General features: G+C 62.4%; 17 protein-coding genes. 5 read left to right on the top strand and 12 right to left on the bottom strand.

Going from position 1 to position 18,305, the window contains the following annotated elements; translation table 11 throughout:
- Positions 1-28: 28 nt before the first annotated feature.
- Entirely contained in the window at positions 29-1,804 is a 1,776-nt protein-coding gene (gene gcl / locus CAG44_RS03895; protein ID WP_015271168.1) for a glyoxylate carboligase, read from the bottom strand.
- Positions 1,805-2,061: 257 nt separating this feature from the next.
- On the opposite strand from gcl, the gene CAG44_RS03890 reads away from it, so the two are divergent.
- Entirely contained in the window at positions 2,062-2,502 is a 441-nt protein-coding gene (locus tag CAG44_RS03890) for a heme-binding protein (protein WP_013973539.1), read from the top strand.
- Between the two features lie 134 nt (positions 2,503-2,636).
- Here CAG44_RS03890 and CAG44_RS03885 read toward each other — a convergent pair whose 3' ends face one another.
- Positions 2,637-3,248, bottom strand: coding sequence for a TetR/AcrR family transcriptional regulator (locus tag CAG44_RS03885; protein ID WP_085593164.1), 612 nt, complete (start codon positions 3,246-3,248; stop codon positions 2,637-2,639).
- A gap of 132 nt (positions 3,249-3,380) precedes the next feature.
- Here CAG44_RS03885 and CAG44_RS03880 point away from each other — a divergent pair, with 132 nt between their 5' ends.
- A complete protein-coding gene (locus CAG44_RS03880; protein ID WP_085593162.1) occupies positions 3,381-4,295 on the top strand; it encodes a DUF808 domain-containing protein in 915 nt (304 codons plus the stop codon).
- Positions 4,296-4,689: 394 nt separating this feature from the next.
- Here CAG44_RS03880 and CAG44_RS03875 read toward each other — a convergent pair whose 3' ends face one another.
- The 7 genes from CAG44_RS03875 to puuE form a co-directional block, all read right to left on the bottom strand.
- The gene (locus tag CAG44_RS03875; RefSeq protein WP_025340033.1) at positions 4,690-5,472 is read right to left on the bottom strand and encodes an outer membrane protein OmpK; all 783 of its coding nucleotides are present in this window, start codon (positions 5,470-5,472) and stop codon (positions 4,690-4,692) included.
- Between the two features lie 352 nt (positions 5,473-5,824).
- Positions 5,825-6,610, bottom strand: coding sequence for an outer membrane protein OmpK (locus tag CAG44_RS03870; protein ID WP_085593160.1), 786 nt, complete (start codon positions 6,608-6,610; stop codon positions 5,825-5,827).
- Positions 6,611-6,746: 136 nt separating this feature from the next.
- Positions 6,747-8,102, bottom strand: coding sequence for a nucleobase:cation symporter-2 family protein (locus tag CAG44_RS03865; RefSeq protein ID WP_085593158.1), 1,356 nt, complete (start codon positions 8,100-8,102; stop codon positions 6,747-6,749).
- Positions 8,103-8,311: 209 nt separating this feature from the next.
- Positions 8,312-9,640, bottom strand: a complete 1,329-nt coding sequence (locus CAG44_RS03860) for a urate hydroxylase PuuD (RefSeq protein ID WP_085691625.1) — start codon at positions 9,638-9,640, stop codon at positions 8,312-8,314.
- Between the two features lie 59 nt (positions 9,641-9,699).
- The gene (locus tag CAG44_RS03855; protein ID WP_003259500.1) at positions 9,700-10,203 is read right to left on the bottom strand and encodes an ureidoglycolate lyase; all 504 of its coding nucleotides are present in this window, start codon (positions 10,201-10,203) and stop codon (positions 9,700-9,702) included.
- Between the two features lie 56 nt (positions 10,204-10,259).
- Positions 10,260-10,775, bottom strand: a complete 516-nt coding sequence (gene uraD, locus CAG44_RS03850) for a 2-oxo-4-hydroxy-4-carboxy-5-ureidoimidazoline decarboxylase (protein ID WP_025340030.1) — start codon at positions 10,773-10,775, stop codon at positions 10,260-10,262.
- Positions 10,775-11,701: an allantoinase PuuE gene (gene puuE / locus CAG44_RS03845; protein ID WP_085691624.1), complete on the bottom strand. Its 927-nt coding sequence runs from the start codon at positions 11,699-11,701 to the stop codon at positions 10,775-10,777. Before puuE ends, uraD begins: the two co-directional genes overlap by 1 nt.
- Positions 11,702-12,099: 398 nt before the next feature.
- On the opposite strand from puuE, the gene uraH reads away from it, so the two are divergent.
- Complete coding sequence (uraH, locus tag CAG44_RS03840) at positions 12,100-12,453, top strand: hydroxyisourate hydrolase (protein WP_003259496.1); 354 nt, start codon at positions 12,100-12,102, stop codon at positions 12,451-12,453.
- A gap of 244 nt (positions 12,454-12,697) precedes the next feature.
- Here uraH and CAG44_RS03830 read toward each other — a convergent pair whose 3' ends face one another.
- A complete protein-coding gene (locus CAG44_RS03830; RefSeq protein WP_013973528.1) occupies positions 12,698-14,047 on the bottom strand; it encodes an NCS2 family permease in 1,350 nt (449 codons plus the stop codon).
- Between the two features lie 282 nt (positions 14,048-14,329).
- Here CAG44_RS03830 and CAG44_RS03825 point away from each other — a divergent pair, with 282 nt between their 5' ends.
- Both CAG44_RS03825 and aqpZ read left to right on the top strand, forming a co-directional pair.
- Entirely contained in the window at positions 14,330-15,085 is a 756-nt protein-coding gene (locus CAG44_RS03825) for a GntR family transcriptional regulator (RefSeq protein ID WP_003259493.1), read from the top strand.
- Between the two features lie 232 nt (positions 15,086-15,317).
- Positions 15,318-16,016 carry an aquaporin Z gene (gene aqpZ, locus CAG44_RS03815; RefSeq protein ID WP_046615033.1) on the top strand — a complete coding sequence of 233 codons (699 nt, stop codon included), beginning with the start codon at positions 15,318-15,320 and terminating at the stop codon, positions 16,014-16,016.
- Here aqpZ and guaD read toward each other — a convergent pair.
- Both guaD and xdhC read right to left on the bottom strand, forming a co-directional pair.
- Positions 16,013-17,317 carry a guanine deaminase gene (guaD, locus tag CAG44_RS03810; protein ID WP_085691623.1) on the bottom strand — a complete coding sequence of 435 codons (1,305 nt, stop codon included), beginning with the start codon at positions 17,315-17,317 and terminating at the stop codon, positions 16,013-16,015. The genes aqpZ and guaD overlap by 4 nt on opposite strands.
- 10 nt (positions 17,318-17,327) lie before the next feature.
- Positions 17,328-18,173, bottom strand: coding sequence for a xanthine dehydrogenase accessory protein XdhC (xdhC, locus tag CAG44_RS03805; protein ID WP_085691622.1), 846 nt, complete (start codon positions 18,171-18,173; stop codon positions 17,328-17,330).
- Between the last annotated feature and the right edge of the window lie 132 nt (positions 18,174-18,305).

The raw sequence follows: 18,305 nt of genomic DNA, 5'->3' as shown, positions 1-18,305 counted from the left end.
TAGGGGCCGGCACGGGGGCGTCAGGCGATCAGTCCAGCAGCGAGATGGCGGTTGGCGCGTCGTTGCCGACCAGGGCCAGGTCTTCGAACTCGTTGACCGCGTTGATCTCGGTGCCCATGGAAATGTTGGTCACACGTTCGAGAATCACTTCGACCACCACCGGTACGCGGAACTCTTCGGCCATCTTCTGTGCCTTGAGCAGGGCAGGGGCGATCTCGGCCGGCTCGAATACACGGATGGCCTTGCAGCCCAGGCCTTCGACCACGGCGACATGGTCGACACCGTAGGTGGCGGCGTCGGTCGAGTTGATGTTCTCGAACGCCAGTTGTACACAGTAATCCATGTCGAAGCCACGTTGCGCCTGACGGATCAGGCCCAGGTAGGCGTTGTTCACCAGTACGTGCACGTACGGCAGGTTGAACTGTGCGCCCACCGCCAGCTCTTCGATCATGAACTGGAAGTCGTAGTCACCCGACAGCGCGACCACCTTGCGCTTCGGATCGGCCTTGACCACACCGAGGGCGGCAGGGATGGTCCAGCCCAGCGGGCCGGCCTGGCCGCAGTTGATCCAGTGGCGTGGCTTGTACACGTGCAGGAACTGCGCGCCGGCGATCTGCGACAGACCGATGGTGCTGACGTAGCAGGTGTCCTTGCCAAATACCTGGTTCATTTCTTCGTAGACGCGCTGCGGCTTGACCGGCACGTTGTCGAAGTGGGTCTTGCGCTGCAGGGTGGCCTTGCGCTCCTGGCAGTCTTCCAGCCAGGCCTTGCGGCACTTCAGCTTGCCGGCGGCTTTCCACTCGCGGGCCACTTCGAGGAACACGTCCAGTGCCTTGCCGGCGTCGGAAACGATACCCAGGTCCGGGGTGAACACGCGGCCGATCTGGGTCGGCTCGATGTCCACGTGCACGAACTTGCGGCCTTCGGTGTAGACGTCGACGGAACCGGTGTGGCGGTTGGCCCAGCGGTTACCGATACCGAACACCAGGTCGGATTTCAGCAGGGTGGCGTTGCCATAGCGGTGCGAAGTCTGCAGGCCGACCATGCCGACCATCTGTGCGTGGTCGTCCGGGATGGTGCCCCAGCCCATCAGGGTCGGGATTACCGGTACGCCGGTCAGTTCGGCAAACTCGACCAGCTTGTCGCTGGCGTCGGCGTTGATGATGCCGCCACCGGCTACCAGCAGCGGGCGCTCGGCGTCATTGAGCAGGGCCAGGGCTTTTTCGGCCTGTACGCGGGTGGCGGACGGCTTGTGCACTGGCAGCGGTTCGTAGGCGTCGATGTCGAATTCGATTTCGGCCATCTGCACGTCGAACGGCAGGTCGATCAGTACCGGGCCTGGGCGGCCGGTGCGCATTTCATAGAAGGCCTTCTGGAAGGCGTAAGGCACCTGGCCTGGCTCCAGAACGGTGGTGGCCCACTTGGTTACCGGCTTGACGATGTTGGTGATGTCGACCGCCTGGAAGTCTTCCTTGTGCAGGCGGGCACGTGGGGCCTGGCCGGTGATGCAGAGGATCGGGATGGAGTCGGCGGAGGCACTGTACAGGCCGGTGACCATGTCGGTGCCGGCTGGGCCGGAGGTGCCGATGCACACGCCGATGTTGCCCGGGTTGGCACGGGTGTAACCCTCGGCCATGTGCGAGGCGCCTTCGACGTGACGAGCGAGGACGTGATCGATGCCACCGACTTTCTTCAGGGCCGAGTACAACGGGTTGATGGCAGCCCCCGGGATGCCGAACGCGGTATCTACACCTTCACGGCGCATGACCAGAACGGCTGCATCGATTGCTCTCATTTTGCTCATGGTTTGTGCCTCATCGATTTTGTAATTGTATACAACTTGCTTTGTGCCAGAGTGTATTCACGGCTGGCCGCTTAGGTCAACGGGTTTTCGTCGGCGGACGTCGCTTTCGTTCGAGCGCCCGTGAAAACGGAGGTTTGCGCCATCGCATACGATCGTTTCAAAATATTGTATACAAAAATATCTTTCGTTGTGTTCTATTTGTTCTATCGGTTTTCAACTGCCCTCAGGGCTTCTCACAACAAGAAGAGGACCTTTCCATGAACGCTTTGAACCTGAAAGTCGCGGTCAGCCTGGTGAATGCCGCGCTGGCGGCGGGCCGCAAGATCAATGCCGCGCCACTGACCGTGGCGGTGCTGGATGCCGGCGGCCACTTGCTGGCGCTGCAACGCGAGGATGGCGCCAGCCTGATCCGGCCGGAGGTGGCCACCGGCAAGGCCTGGGGCGCGATTGCCCTGGGCAAGGGCTCACGCCTGCTGGCGCTGGATGCGCAGCAGCGGCCGGCATTTTTTGCCGCGCTGAACGGGTTGGGCGAGCGGCCGGTGGTGCCGGCGCCGGGTGGCGTGCTGGTGCGTGATCAGGACGGCAAGGTGCTGGGTGCGGTAGGGATCAGCGGGGATACGTCGGATATCGACGAGCAGTGCGCGATCAGTGCGATCGAGGAGGTGGGGTTGAAGGCGGATGCCGGTGTAGCAGCCTAATTCTCTATTGTCTGTTCCGGCCCCATCGCCGGCAAGCCAGCTCCCACAGGTACATCACAGTTTTCAAGGTCTGTGGCGGCCCTGTGGGAGCTGGCTTGCCGGCGATGGGCTGCAAGGCAGCCCCACTGGCCCTGTCAGGCCACCTCGGGCTCACACCCCTTGAGCACCATGCGGATGATGGTCTCCGCCGCCGCGTCATAATCGCTGTCGGTCAGCTTGGCCTTGCCGGTCACCGCAGAGATCTGCCAGTCGAAATCGGCATAGGTCTGGGTCGCTGCCCAGATGCTGAACATCAGGTGATGCGCATCCACATGGGCGATCTGCCCGCGGTCGATCCAGCGCTGGATACACTCGATGTTATGCCGCGCCTGCTCGTTCAGCTGCGCTACCTGGTTCGGCGACAGGTGCGGGGCGCCGTGCATGATCTCGCTGGCGAACACCTTGGACGCATGCGGCAGGTCGCGGGAAATGCGGATCTTCGAGCGGATGTACGCACTCAGCACTTCCTTCGGGTCACCGTCGGCATTGAACGGGGTCGACGCCTGCATGATCGGCGCGATGATGCTTTCCAGGACCTCGCGGTAGAGGTTGTCCTTGGATTTGAAGTAGTAATACACGTTCGGCTTGGGCAGGCCGGCCTTGGCCGCGATATCGCTGGTCTTGGTGGCGGCGAAGCCCTTGTCGGCGAATTCCTCGCTGGCCGCGCGCAGGATCAGTTCCTTGTTGCGCTCGCGAATGGTGCTCATGGTCAGGGATCTTCCTCGTGTCTGGCCACCTCTAAGAGGGATCGGGCATGGTAGCACCGGGCTCGACGGGCGCTCAAGGCAGCGGCTTTGGGCTAGAATCCTGGGCACTCACTCTTCTGGATACAGGCAAACATGGCAGGAAGCAGTCTACTGGTACTGATCGACGACATCGCCACGGTGCTTGATGACGTCTCGGTGATGACCAAGGTGGCGGCGAAAAAGACCGCAGGCGTGCTGGGCGATGACCTGGCGCTGAATGCCCAGCAGGTCACCGGGGTGCGTGCCGAGCGCGAGATCCCGGTGGTGTGGGCTGTGGCCAAGGGCTCGATGGTGAACAAGGCCATCCTGGTGCCGGCGGCGCTGCTGATCAGTGCGTTCATCCCCTGGGCGGTGACGCCGTTGCTGATGCTGGGCGGCGCCTACCTGTGCTTCGAGGGTTTCGAGAAGCTGGCGCACAAGTTCCTGCACAGCAAGGCCGAGACTGACGCCGAGCATGAAGCGCTCAAGGAGGCGGTGGCCGATGCCAATGTCGACCTGGTGGCGTTCGAGAAAGCCAAGATCAAGGGCGCGGTACGTACCGACTTCATCCTTTCGGCGGAAATCATCGCCATCACCCTGGGCATCGTTGCCGACTCGCCGTTGACCCAGCAGATCGTCGTGCTGTCGGGTATCGCGGTGGTCATGACCATCGGCGTGTACGGGCTGGTGGGCGGTATCGTCAAGCTCGATGACCTGGGGCTGTGGATGACCCGCAAGGCATCACGCCTGGCCAGGGCGGTGGGTAACGGCATTCTGCGTGCCGCGCCATACATGATGAAGAGCCTGTCGGTAATCGGCACGGCGGCCATGTTCCTGGTCGGTGGCGGGATCCTGGTGCATGGCATCGGGCCGCTGCATCATGCCATCGAGGCGTTCAGTGAAGGGCGTGGCGGGGCGTTGACCGTGGCGCTGCTGAACGGCGGTGTCGGGGTTGTGGCCGGTGCCGTGGTGCTGGCCGTGGTGGGCATTGCGGGGAAACTGTGGCGGGCGGTTCGGCCGGCCACCTGAGTTGCATGGCCGGGGCGTTGCCCCGGTTCGCGGGCACGCCCGCTCCCACAGTGTGGGAGCAACTGTCTTGAGTTGCCTGTCAGGGCCTCATCGCCGGCAAGCCAGCTCCCACAGGAACTGCACAGGCCTGAAGGCAGCGCGGTCGAGGTTGGGGCCGGCTTGCCGGCGATGGACCAAAGGTACTGCACAGGCCTGAAGGCAGCGCGGTCGAGGTTGGGGCCAGCTTGCCGGCGATGGACCACAGGTACTGCACAGGCCTGAAGGCAGCGCGGTCGAGGTGGGAGCCGGCTTGCCGGCGATGGACCACAGTTACTGCACAGGCCTGAAGGCAGCGCGGTCGAGGTGGGAGCCGGCTTGCCGGCGATGGGCCGCAGCGCGGCCCCAACGCTTCAAGTCAGAAGTGAACCTTGAGCAGGAAGCTCATGGTGTTCTGGTCGGTGGTGAAGGCATCGGAATCCTTGATGCCGTACTTGTTCTTCCAGTAGTCGTACTCCACACCCACATATAGCTGCTTCTCGCCCAGGTGCAAGGCCTTGCCCAGGTCATACTTGATCTGCGGGTTGAAGTGCAGGTTGGCCTGGTAGGTGCCGCGTCGGTTCTCGTCGTTGTCCACCACCCAGTCCATGAAACCGTCGATCAGCACATCGGACGAACCGACCGGAATGGTGTACGACCACACCGGGGTGATCTGCCACACGTTGTCGCCGGCGCGGCTGCCGTCGGTGGTGCGGTTGTAGAAGTTCAGCTGGAAGTAGTCGAAGCCAGGGATGTCCAGGTCGAAGCCAGGGCCGATCAGGTACGACTCGGTATCACCTTCGCCGAACTCGTAGGTCATCGCCAGCAGCACGTCCTTGACCGGGCCGAAGGCCAGCTTCTGGTCGAAGATCTTGCCGAACGACAGGCGCGGGCTGATTTCGCCGTAGTAGGTATTCGGGCCATTGCCCTCATCTTTCTGGCCTTGGTAGAAGATCTTGTCGACAAAGATGAAGTTATCGCCGTACTTCCAGCCATCAGCGTGCTCGAAGGTCACGGTTTGCTGGATCGACGGGTTGACCTTGAAGTTCTTGCCCCACAGGTAGGTCAGGCTGTTGTTCTGCCATTGCAGCAGGTCGCCGCCGAAGGTGGTGCCACAGGCCAGCAGGCCGCCGGCGAGGATCAGGCTGTTGATGGTACGCATTGCGAGTGTCGCTCCCTTGATTGATCTATTGTCAGCGCTCGTTGTTGGCGCTTTTTTGTCTTTCGAGTCAGCTTTTTTCGATAGGCCACAGCTGTTTGGCAAGGGTTGAGCCAACTTTCCTGGGCTGGCAAAACCTTCCTGCTCGACTTCGTTCTGAACGGATGAAAAGGGTCTTTCAGGCTGGCAACACGTTGGCCAACCGCCCGTATTCATTGACTGAGCGGTCAGTAAACGCAGGCAGAATCCCTTCTGCCCTGATCGAGGGGGCGCGCAGATTACTGGCTTGCGCGCCTTGCCTCAAGTGCTCCGTCCTGGAGCGGGGTGTATCAAACTTGTGCGTTTGGTCAGTTTTCTAGAAGTGCACCTTGATCAGGGCACTGGTGACGCTCTGGTTACTGTCGATATTGCCTTGGCTGTCGATGCCGTACTTGTCCTTCCAGTAGCTGTACTCGATGCCCACGTACAGCTGCTTGGCGCCCAGGTTCAGGGCTTTGCCCAGGTCGTACTTGACCTGAGGGTTGAACTGCAGGTTGGCATGGTAGGTACCACGGCGGGTCTGATCGTTGTCGACCACCCAGTCCATGTAACCGTCGATCAGAATGTCGGACTTGCCCACCGGAACGGTGTACGAGAAGGCCGGGGTGATCTGCCAGACGTTGTCACCGGGGCGGCTGCCTTCGGTGTTGCGCAGGTAGAAGTTGAGGGTGAAGTAGTTGAAGCCGGGGATGTCCAGGTCGAAGCCGGGGCCGATCAGGTAGGCCTCGCTGTCGCCCTCGCCACGCTCGTAGGTCATGGCCAGCAGCACATCCTTGATCGGGCCGAACGCCAGCTTCTGGTCGAAGATCTTGCCGAACGACAGGCGCGGGCTGAACTCACCGTAGTAGGAGGTGACGCCTTTGCCCGGGTCGGGCTTGCCGTTGTAGAAGACCTTGTCGACGAACATGAAGGTATCGCCGTACTTCCATTTGTTGGCGTGCTCGAAGGTCACTGTCTGCTGGATGCGTGGGTTGACCTTGAAATCCTTGCCGTACAGGTAGGTCAGGCTTTCGCCATGCCACTGCAGCCATTCGCCAGCGTGGGCGGGGAGGGTGGCCAGCAGGCTGCTGCCCAGCAAGAGGGACGAGGTGATGCGTTTCATGTTGTGGTTCCCGGACTTATTGTTTTTGTTGGGTTTTTTTGGCGCGCAGGCGCCCCGGACGGCCCATTCCGGCGGGCCGACGGTGTAGCGTTTACGGCGAATTCGAGGCGGGGCGGCAGTGCGCCGCCCCCCTTGCTCAATGCTGGTGACAGGCTTCGTTGTGCACCGCGCGGTCGGCACCACCAAGGATGTTGAACAGCACGTTCAACACCAGGGCACTGACCGTGGCCATGGCGATGCCACTGTGGGTGATGGGTTCCATCCACTGGGGCATCTGGGCGAAGAACTCCGGACGCACCACGGGGATCAACCCGAAGCCGACGCTCACCGCAACCAGCAGCTGGTTGCGACGGTCGCCGATGTCCGCCTCCTGGAGAATCTTGATCCCGGTGGCGGTGACCATGCCGAACATGGCGATGGACGCGCCGCCCAGTACCGCAGGCGGGATCGAGGCAATCAGGAAGGCCGCCTTGGGCAGCAGGCTGAGCAGGATCAGCAGTGCACCGGCCACGATGGTGACATAGCGGCAGCGCACCCCGGTCATCTGCACCAGGCCGATGTTCTGGGCGAACGAGGAGTGGGTGAAGGTGTTGAAGAAGCCGGCGATGAACGACGCGCCGGCATCGCACAGCAGGCCGCGGCGCAGCATCCCTGGGGTAACTTCACGATCGGTCACCTTGCCCAGGGCCAGGAACATGCCGGTGGACTCGACGAAGATGATCACCACCACCAGGCACATGGACAGGATCGGTGCCAGGCTGAAGGTCGGCATGCCGAAGTGCAGTGGGGTGACCACTTGCAGCCACGGCGCGTCGTTCAGGCCCGACAGGTCGACCATGCCGATGGAGCCGGCCAGGATGTAGCCCAGGCCCATGCCCACCAGTACCGACACGTTGACCCAGAAACCGCGCATGAAACGGTTGATCAGCAGGATTACCGCCAGCACCAGGCCGGCCACCAGCAGGTAGATCGGCGAGCCGAAGGTATCTGCCTGGTGGCCGCCACCGGCCCAGTTGACTGCCACCGGGAACAGCGACAGGCCAATCGAGGTGATCACCGTGCCGGTGACCAGTGGCGGGAAGAAGCGTACGACCTTGGACATGAACGGCGCGATCAGCATGCCGAAGAACCCGGCGGCGATGGTCGCGCCGAAGATCCCCTGCAGGCCCACGCCAGGCATGCCGGCCATGGCCACCATGCTGCCGACGGCAGCGAAACTGGCACCCATCATCACCGGCATGCGGATGCCCACCGGGCCGATACCGAAGGACTGGATGATGGTAGCGACGCCAGCGACCAGCAGGTCGGCGTTGATCAGGAAAGCGACTTCTTCACGGGACAACCCGGCGGCCTGGCCGATGATCAATGGCACGGCGATGGCGCCACCGTACATCAGCAGAACGTGTTGCAGGCCAACCAGGATCAGTTGGAACAGGGGCAAGGGCTCGCGCGGCGGCGCAACAGGGATGTACGCCTTGCGTGACTCGGACATGCAGCACCTCGAGTTTTGTTTTTATTCTCGGATCCAAGCGCCGGCCTCAGGCGGCAGGCTTCCGGTTAAGAGAGCCTGAGGTTCCCGCTTGAGGCTGAGCGCTCGATGCTTGCTTGTTGCGTATGTCTTGAAACAGAGGCCGGGAGTGCCGGCCTCTTCGCGGGTGAACCCGCTCCCACAGGGGGCGGTGTTATCCCGACAATTGTGTTTCAGTTGACCGGGGCGCCTTTGGCGATCCAGTCACCGACCAGCTTGCGCTCTTCGGTGGTCATCTGGGTGATGTTGCCCAGCGGCATGATCTGGCTGGCGACCGCTTGCGCCTGGATGCGCGCGGCCTGGGCCTGGATCTGCTGCGGGGTGTCGAACATCACGCCGGCAGGGGCGGCGCTGAACAGTGGGCTGGTCGGCTTGGACGAGTGGCACACGGTGCAGCGTTCCTGGATGACATTGTGGATCTTGTCGAAGCTCTCGCCGCCAGCCTGGGCGGTGGCCTGGGCAGGGGCTTCGGCCGGCGTGGCAGGCGCTGCGGCAGCCTGGGCGGCGTCCTCGGCGCGTTGCTCGGCAGCGGTCTTGCCACCTACAGCGGTCGCAGGCAGTGGCTGGTACTCGACCTTCGCCGCGGCTTGCTCAGGGCTGACGGCCATCGGTTTCGGACCGGTGACGTAGGCCAGGCAGATCATCGCCAGGGCGCCGACCGGCAGGGTCCAGGCGTACTTGTTGCTGTCGTGGCGGGTGTTGAAGTAGTGGCGGATCAGGACCGCGGCTACTGCGATACCGGCCAGGATCAGCCAGTTGTACTGGCTACCGTAGGTGCTCGGGAAGTGGTTGCTGATCATGATGAACAGCACCGGCAGGGTGAAGTAGTTGTTGTGGCGCGAGCGCAGCAGGCCCTTGGCCGGCAGTACCGGGTCGGGGGTCTGGTTGTTCTCGATCGCAGCCACCAGCTGGCGCTGGGCCGGCATGATGATGCGGAACACGTTGCCGACCATGATGGTGCCGATGATCGCGCCGGTGTGCAGGTACGCACCACGGCCGCTGAACACCAGGCTGAAGCCCCAGCACGCGGCGATGATCAGCACGAACAGTACAGCACCGAGCAGCGCTGGCTTCTTGCCCAGGGGCGAGTCGCACAGGAAGTCGTAGATGAACCAGCCGGCGATCAGCGAGCCGATACCGATGGCCACGCCTTCGGCACCGCTAAGGGTGCTGCCAGGGGCCAGCAGGTACAGGGTCGGGTTCCAGTAGAACACCACGCACAGCAGGGCGATACCGGACATCCAGGTGAAGTAGGCTTCCCATTTGAACCAGTGCAGGTTCTCGGGCATTTTCGGGGGTGCGAGCTTGTATTTCTCCAGGTGGTAGATACCACCGCCGTGAATTGCCCAGAGATCACCCGACAACCCATCGCGCGGGTTGCTTCGGTTCAGGTGGTTCTCCAGCCAGACGAAGTAGAACGATGCACCGATCCAGGCGACACCGGTGATCATGTGAACCCAGCGAATGCTCAGGTTCAGCCATTCGTGAAGGTGTGCTTCCACAGTATGTACCTCTTGCCGGTCACCCGCTCGGGCAATGCCCTTGAATGACCGACCTTTTCTTATTGGTGGGGATTGAGGACCAGCATCTGTTCCTCGGTGAAGTAATGCTCGTCGCAGTTGTTGCCGGAACCACTGCGATCAACCACCAGGAAGTCATCCCGCTTTTCGATCGTCAGCACCGGGTGGTGCCAGACGCCGCGATGGTAATTGACGCCCTGCCTGCCATTACTGCGGAAGGCTCGGACCAAACCTGATACAGGTGCATCGCCAACTGGCGCGACCACGATCAGAAAGGGGTTGCCGAGCAGCGGGATGAAAGCCTGGCTGCCCAGCGGATGGCGTTCCAGCATGCGCACGGTCAGCGGCATGTCCAGCGCGTCGGCGCGGAAGATGCTGATGATCGCCTTGTCTTCAGGCTCGGCGGTTTCGACCGTGGCGAGCTTGTGGAAGCGCATGGTCGAGCCGTTGTTGATCATGAAGTGGTCGCTGCCGTCGGTTTCGATCACGTCTCCGAAAGGGGCGAAGGCTTCTTTGGTCAGGGGCTCGATCATCAGGGTGCGCATGCGGATATCTCTTCTATGTTCGTTGTTCTGGATAAGGCTCAAGCGTTGCGGCGGCTTTACAGCTGCAGCAGGCGGAACAGGGCGATCAGGTTGATCTGCGCCAGGGCTTCCTTGAATTCGGCATCGGCATCGTTGTGGATGCGTTTTTCGAAGGAGGCGAGGATCTGGTGCCGGTTGCTGCCTTTAACCGCCATGATGAACGGGAACTGGAACTTGGCCTTGTAGGCGTCGTTCAGCTCGGTGAAACGGGCGAACTCTTCGGCGGTGCACTGGTGAATACCGGCGCCGGCCTGCTCGTTGGTGCTCGATTCGGTCAGCTCGCCCTGGATGGCGGCCTTGCCGGCCAGGTCCGGGTGAGCGTTGATCAGCGCCAGCTGGTCGGCGTGGTTGGCGCTGAGCAGGATGTCGCTCATGCGCTGGTGCAGCGCCTCGATCTCGTCCAGCTCGCCCAGTTGGCCCAGGTCGTAGGCTTTTTCGGCTACCCACGGCGAGTGCTCGTAGATGTCGGCGAATGCCTTGACGAAGGCGTCACGGCCCAGGGCGGATGGCTTGAGGGTGTTGAAGGCGGTCATCAGGCGTTCTCTTTCTTGTACGGGTGGGTGGCGTGCCAGTGGCGGGCGATGTCCACGCGACGGGCGAACCAGACCTGGTCATGGCTTTTTGCGTAATCGACGAAGCGCTTCAGTGCGGCCAGGCGTGCCGGGCGGCCGACCAGGCGGCAGTGCAGGCCGATGGACAGCATTTTCGGTGCTTCGGCGCCTTCGGCGTACAGCACATCGAAGGCGTCCTTCAGGTACTGGAAGAACTGCTCGCCGCAGTTGAAGCCCTGTACCTGGGTGAAGCGCATGTCGTTGGTGTCGAGGGTGTAGGGGATCACCAGGTGCGGCTTGCCGGTAGAGTTGTTCGGCTCCCAGTAGGGCAGGTCGTCGTCATAGGTGTCGCTGTCGTACAGGAAGCCACCTTCCTCCATCACCAGGCGACGGGTGTTCGGGCCGGTGCGGCCGGTGTACCAGCCCAGCGGGCGCTCGCCGGTGATTTCGGTGAGGATGCGGATGGCTTCGAGCATGTGCTCGCGCTCCTGGGCCTCGTCCATGTACTGGTAGTCGATCCAGCGGTAGCCGTGGCTGCAGATTTCATGGCCGGCCTGGGCCATGGCGCGGATCACGTCGGGGTGGCGCTGGGCGGCCATGGCCACGGCGAAGATGGTCAGTGGCACGCCGCTGTCCTTGAACAGCTTCAGCAGGCGCCATACGCCGGCGCGGCTGCCGTATTCGTACAGCGATTCCATGCTCATGTTGCGCACGCCCTGCAGTGGCTGGGCGGCGACCATTTCCGAGAGGAATGCTTCGGACTCCTTGTCGCCGTGCAGGATGTTGCGTTCGCCACCTTCCTCGTAGTTGAGGACGAAAGACAGCGCGATGCGAGCGTTGCCCGGCCATTGCGGGTGAGGAGGGTTGTTGCCGTAACCGATCAGGTCGCGAGGGTAGTCAGCGCTCACTGCAGTCTTCCTTCTTGTGCGTTTGTGCGGGGGTGGGCGGACCGCGTCGGGATGTCGCACCACCGGATGGGCTGATTGTATACAACTTCTGAAATCTTTTGTAAGCCTGTTTTTCCGCATTTCTTCCCTTTTGTCGCCTCGCAGCGACCTGGAAAAACAGTGCAAGAAACCTGCCTGATTGGTCAGCTAATGACGTTGGCGTCTTTACGGCGCCTGTATTTGCGACCGATGGGTCGTTTATGGGCAAGAAACGGCGGGTGCGACAGAAGGGCTCAAAAAATTGTGTACAATTTGGCGATGGAATGTCTTAATGGCGTCATTCCCGCACATCTCAGGCCCTTTGGCGTGATGATGGCCGTGTATTTTTTGCCCACAGATTGAACAAGAGGCGACAAGCAATGGGACGTTTGACCACACACGTACTGGATGCCGCGCATGGCTGCCCGGGCAGCTCGATCAAGGTCGAGCTGTACCGTGTCGAAGGCCAGCAGCTGGAGCTGGTGAACACTGCCCTGACCAACAGCGATGGCCGTGTCGACGCGCCGCTGCTGCAGGGTGACGACTACCGTACCGGCGTCTACCAGCTGCAGTTCAGCGCTGGCGACTACTACCGCGCTCGCGGTGTACAGCTGCCGGCCCAGGCGTTCCTGGATGTTGTCGTGCTGCGCTTTGGCATCGACGAGCAGCAGGAGCACTACCACGTGCCGCTGCTGATCTCGCCGTACAGCTATTCGACCTATCGTGGAAGCTAGTTGGTCGCTAGAAGAATCTTCGTAGGTCCTTTGGCCCGCTCTCACACTGGCGGGCTTTTTTTCGTCTGCTGTTTTTGTATCGCCTGCACCGGCCTCTTCGCGGGCTTGCCCGCTCCTACAGGTACGGCGCCGGGTTTGAAGGCTGTGGTGATCCTGTGGGAGCGGGCAAGCCCGCGAAGAGGCCGGTACAGGCTGTAGAAATAAAGAAAGGGCGCCGAGGCGCCCTTGGTTGGTGCAGCAGGGGTCAGAGGAACACGAACTTGGCAATGAAGATCGCGCACAGCACCCACAGGCTGGCGGAGATTTCCTTGTACTTGCCGGTACCTGCCTTCAGCGCGACGTAGCTGATGAAGCCCAGGGCAATACCGTCGGCGACCGAGAAAGTCAGCGGCATCATGATCACCGTGACGATCGCCGGAATGCTGTCGGTGGCCTCGTCCCAGTGGATATGCGCCATGCTGCCCATCATCAGCATCGCCACGTAGATCAGCGCACCGGCGGTGGCATAGGCCGGAATCATCCCGGCCAGCGGGGCGAAGAACATCGCCGCGATGAACAGCAGGCCGACCACCACCGCCGTCAGGCCGGTACGACCACCGGCGGCTACACCGGCAGCACTTTCCACATAACTGGTCACCGGCGGCACACCGACCACGGCACCGAACACACTCGAAGCGCTGTCAGCCTTCAGCGCCTTCGACAAGTTCTCGATACGCCCGTCCGGTGCCACCAGGTTGGCTCGCTGCGCCACGCCCATTAGCGTGCCGGCGGTGTCGAACATGTGCACGAACAGGAACGCCAGCACCACGCTGATCATGCTGACGTTGAACACGCCAGCCACGTCCATGGCCATCCAGGTCGGCGCCAGGCTCGGCGGCATCGACATCACCCCACCAAACTTGACCAGCCCCAGACCCCAGCCCGCCAGGGTGACACCGATGATGCTGATCAGGATCGCCCCGAACACCCGCTTGTAGCTGAGGATGGCGATCAGCAGGAAGCACACCGCAGCCAGCAGCGGCCCCGGTTCATGCAGCGAGCCCAGCTTGATCAGCGTGGCCGGGCTGTCGACGATGATGCCTGCCGTCTTCAGGCCGATCAGCCCGAGAAACAATCCGACGCCGGCCCCCATGGCATGGCGCAGGCTGACCGGGATGCTGTTGAGCAACCATTCGCGCACTTTCGACAAGGTCAGGAACATGAACAGCACACCCGAGACGAATACTGCGCCCAGTGCCGTTTCCCAGTTGTAGCCCATGGTGCCGACCACGGTGTAGGTGAAGAAGGCGTTAAGCCCCATGCCCGGCGCCAGGCCCACCGGCCAGTTGGCGTACAGGCCCATCAGCAGGCAACCCAGCGCGGCGGCGATGCAGGTGGCGACAAAGGCGGCACCGTGGTCGATGCCGGCGTCGGCCATGATGTTGGGGTTGACGAAGATGATGTAGGCCATGGTGATGAAGGTGGTCACCCCGGCGATCATTTCGGTTCTGACGGTGCTGCCGTGTTGCTTGAGTTTGAAAATCCGCTCCAGCCAGCTCGTTTCGAGCGGTGGGGCAAGATCCAGCGTAGGGGCTTCGGATTTGCGGCTTTCCACAGCGAGTACTCCTCAAGTCTTTCTTGTTGTTATGGAGCCAGGGGCCTGCGCAATGCACTTGGCGGCTCCGCGAGGGAAGGCAGACGTCTGACCGGTTTGTTGACTTATGGGTCAAGAAGTTGCTCGGTGGATTATGCTTTTGTGTACAAAGAATGCAAATAATGTTTTATCTTTTGTGTGCGCAATGCGTCGTACAACGGCTATATAGGTAAAAGGCCACCTGCAGAAACGGCTCAGCCTGTGTACAATGGCGCCATACTTTCCTTCGTGCCTCGAGAGCCCATGAACGAACAGCTGCAACCTCTGAAGAAACCTGCGCGTACCGGCAAGGCTGGCCGCAGTGGTACCCAGGACGACATCGTCTACGCGCATATTTTCGAGGCGATCCTCGAGCAGCGTCTGGCACCGGGCACCAAGTTGAGCGAGGAAGCGCTGGGCGAGATCTTCGGCGTCAGCCGCACCATCATCCGCCGCGCCTTGTCGCGCCTGGCCCACGAAAGCGTGGTGCTGTTGCGGCCGAACCGCGGCGCGGTGGTGGCCAGCCCGACGGTGGAAGAGGCCCGCCAGGTGTTCTTCTCCCGGCGCATGGTCGAACGGGCCATCACCGAACTGGCCGTGCAGCACGCTACCCTCGAGCAGCTCAACGAGCTGCGGCAGATGGTGCGTGAGGAGCGCGACAGCTTCTCCCGTGGTGACCGCGGTGCCGGCATTCGTCTTTCCGGCGAATTCCACCTCAAGCTGGCCGAGGCCGCAGGTAATGCGCCGCTGGTCAGCTTCCAGCGCAGCCTGGTGTCGCAGACCTCGCTGATCATTGCCCAGTACGAAAGCGGCAACCGTTCGCATTGCTCGTATGACGAACACATGCAGCTGATCGATGCCATCGAGGCGCGCGATGCCGAGCAGGCGGTGAGCCTGATGATGCACCACATGGACCACATCGACAGCAAGCTGAACCTGGACGAGGAGAGTGCCTCGGACGATCTGCATGCGGTGTTCTCGCATCTGCTGAAAAAGCCCAAGGTATCGGTCAAGGGTTGATCGTTTGCCTAAGTGAACGTAGTGCGCCGTTGTGGGAGCGGGTTCACCCGCGAACACCGGCGCAGCCGGTGCCATACACCGTGTTGCCTTCTTCGCGGGTAAACCCGCTCCCACAAGAAGCACGGCCATGTCTGGTCATTGATCAAAGGTCTGCTAAATTCTTGTGAGCAAACCTTCATCAAGCAGTTGGGCTTGCGCATTCGTTGCGTTCAACTTCTTGAGGAATGGACTCATGAGCATGTCCCTCGGTAAACGCATGGGCGCCGAGCTTGTCGGCACCTTCTGGCTGGTGCTTGGCGGCTGTGGCAGTGCGGTACTCGCCGCCAGTTCCCCCATTGGCATCGGTGTACTCGGCGTCGCCTTCGCCTTCGGCCTCACCGTGCTGACCATGGCCTTCGCCATCGGCCATATCTCCGGCTGCCACCTCAACCCCGCCGTGTCGTTCGGGCTGGTGGTGGGCGGGCGCTTCCCGGCCAAAGAGCTGTTGCCCTACGTGATCGCCCAGGTGATCGGCGCCATCCTGGCGGCAGGTGTGATCTACCTCATTGCCAGCGGCAAGGCAGGTTTCGAGCTGTCTGCGGGATTGGCTTCGAACGGCTACGCCGACCACTCGCCCGGCGGCTACACGCTCGGGGCGGGCTTTGTCAGTGAAGTGGTGATGACGGCGATGTTCTTGGTGGTGATCATGGGCGCCACCGACGCTCGGGCGCCAGCGGGTTTTGCACCGATCGCCATCGGCCTGGCCCTGACCCTGATCCACCTGATCTCGATCCCGGTGACCAATACCTCGGTCAACCCCGCGCGTAGCACGGGGCCGGCCTTGTTCGTCGGTGGCTGGGCCCTGCAACAGCTGTGGCTGTTCTGGGTGGCGCCGCTGATTGGTGCTGCGATCGGCGGCGCACTGTACCGGGGCCTGGCAAAAGAACCTTAGCGCTGGTGCACGCAACGCCCTGCGGCGTAGGTTTCACGCACGGTGCGGTCGTCGCCGAGGGTGGTGAGCACGAACAGGGTCTCCTCGATGCTGTTGGACTGCTGGATGCGGTAGTCCAGCAGTGGCGTGGCCTTGTAGTCCAGTACCACGAAGTCGGCATCGTTGCCCGGGCGCAGGCTGCCGATGCGGTCGTCCAGGCGCAGCGCGCGGGCGCCGCCGAGGGTGGCCAGGTACAGTGACTTGTACGGGTGTAGGCGCGCGCCCTGCAGCTGCATCACCTTGTACGCTTCATTGAGGGTGTTGAGCAGCGAGAAGCTGGTGCCGGCGCCAACGTCGGTGCCCAGGCCCACATTGACCTTGAAGCGCTCGGCCTGGGGCAGGTTGAACAGGCCGCTGCCGAGGAACAGGTTGGAGGTGGGGCAGAAGGCCACGGCCGAGCCGGTTTCGGCCAGGCGCTGGCATTCGTCATCGCACAGGTGCACGCCATGGGCGAATACCGAGCGTTCGCCCAGCAACTCGAAGTGGTCGTATACGTCCAGGTAACCCTTCTGCTCGGGGAACAGCGACTTGACCCAATCGATTTCCTTGAGGTTTTCCGACAGGTGCGTGTGCATGTAAACGCCCGGGTGCTCCTTGAGCAGTTGGCCTGCCAGCGTCAGCTGCTCAGGCGTACTGGTCGGGGCGAAGCGCGGGGTGACTGCATAGTGCAGTCGGCCCTTGCCGTGCCAGCGCTCGATCAGTGCCTTGCTTTCGGCATAGCCGGACTCGGCGGTGTCGGTCAGGTAGTCCGGGGCGTTGCGGTCCATCATCACCTTGCCGGCGATCAGGCGCAGGTCCAGGCGCTCGGCTTCCTCGAACAGGGCATTGACCGACTCCGGGTGCACGCTGCCGAACACCAGGGCGGTGGTGGTGCCGTTGCGCAGCAGTTCCTTGAGGAAGATCTTCGCCACCTGGTCGGCGTGGCCCTTGTCGGCGAACTGCTTTTCGCAGGGGAAGGTGTAGGTGTTCAGCCAGTCCAGCAGCTGTTCGCCGTAGGAGCCGATCATGCCGGTCTGCGGGAAGTGGATGTGGGTGTCGATGAAGCCCGGGGTGATCAGCGCGTCCTGGTAGTGCTCGACCGGGATATCGGCGTCCAGGGTCGGCAACAGTTCGGCGGCGTGGCCAACGTCGCGGATGCGGCCGTCGTCGACTACCAGCAGGCCGTCCTCGAAGTATTCATGGGAAGCCTCCAGGCCCACCTCGGCCGGGTCGGCGATGCTGTGCAGGATGGCGGCACGGTAGGCTTTGCGGGTAACGGTCATAACACACTCGTCAAATGGCTTGGCTGCGCCGGGAAGGCGGCAGCAACTGGGCAATGGGGCCGGCATTGGCGGCAGCGTCGTGCTGGCCGAAGCAGGCGTTGTAGGTGGCGATGATTTCACCGGCGATGGACACGGCGATCTCGATGGGCAGCTTGCCCTTGACCTCGGCCAGGCCCATCGGGCAGCGCATTCGCGCCATCACGGCATCGTCGTAGCCGCGCTCGCGCAGGCGGTGCTCGAACTTGACCCGTTTGGTCTTCGAGCCGATCAGGCCGAACCAGGTGAAGTCGTTGCGCTTGAGAATGGCGGCGGTCAGTTCCAGGTCGAGCTGGTGGTTGTGGGTCATGACGATGCAGTAGCAGCCTGGCGGCAGGTCTGCCACTTCGTCGACCGGCTCCTCGCTGACCACCTTGGTCACCCCGTCGGGGATCAGGGCAGGGAACTCCTGCTCGCGCGAATCGATCCAGCGCACCCGGCAGGGCAGCGCGGCGAGCAAGGGTACCAGAGCCCGGCCGACATGGCCCGCGCCGAACACCGCGATCTGCGCCTGCACCGCGGCCATGGGTTCTAACAGCAGCACAGTGACGCCGCCGCAGCACTGGCCAAGGCTGGCACCGAGGCTGAAGCGCTCCAGGTGCGGGGTAGTGCGGTGCTCTTCGAGCATCTGCCGGGCGATGTGCAGTGCCTTGTATTCCAGGTGGCCGCCGCCGATGGTGTCGAACAGGCCGCTGGCGCTGACGACCATTTTCGAGCCGGCATTGCGCGGGGTCGAGCCGCGTTCCTCGATGATGGTAACCAGCACGCAGGCTTCGCCACGGGACTGGTGGTCGGCGAGGGCGTTGATCCATTGGTGCATGATGCAGATCCTCATTTCAGGTGGCCTGTACTGGCCCTATCGCCGGCAAGCCGGGCTCCCACAGGTACAACACAGGGCTTGCCAGCGGTGCAGTACCTGTGGGAGCCGGCTTGCCGGCGATAGGGCCCGAAC

Source organism: Pseudomonas sp. B13(2017) (assembly GCF_002113245.1).
Taxonomy (GTDB): Bacteria; Pseudomonadota; Gammaproteobacteria; order Pseudomonadales; family Pseudomonadaceae; genus Aquipseudomonas; species Aquipseudomonas putida_Z.
This window is presented reverse-complemented; position numbering and strand designations above follow the sequence as displayed.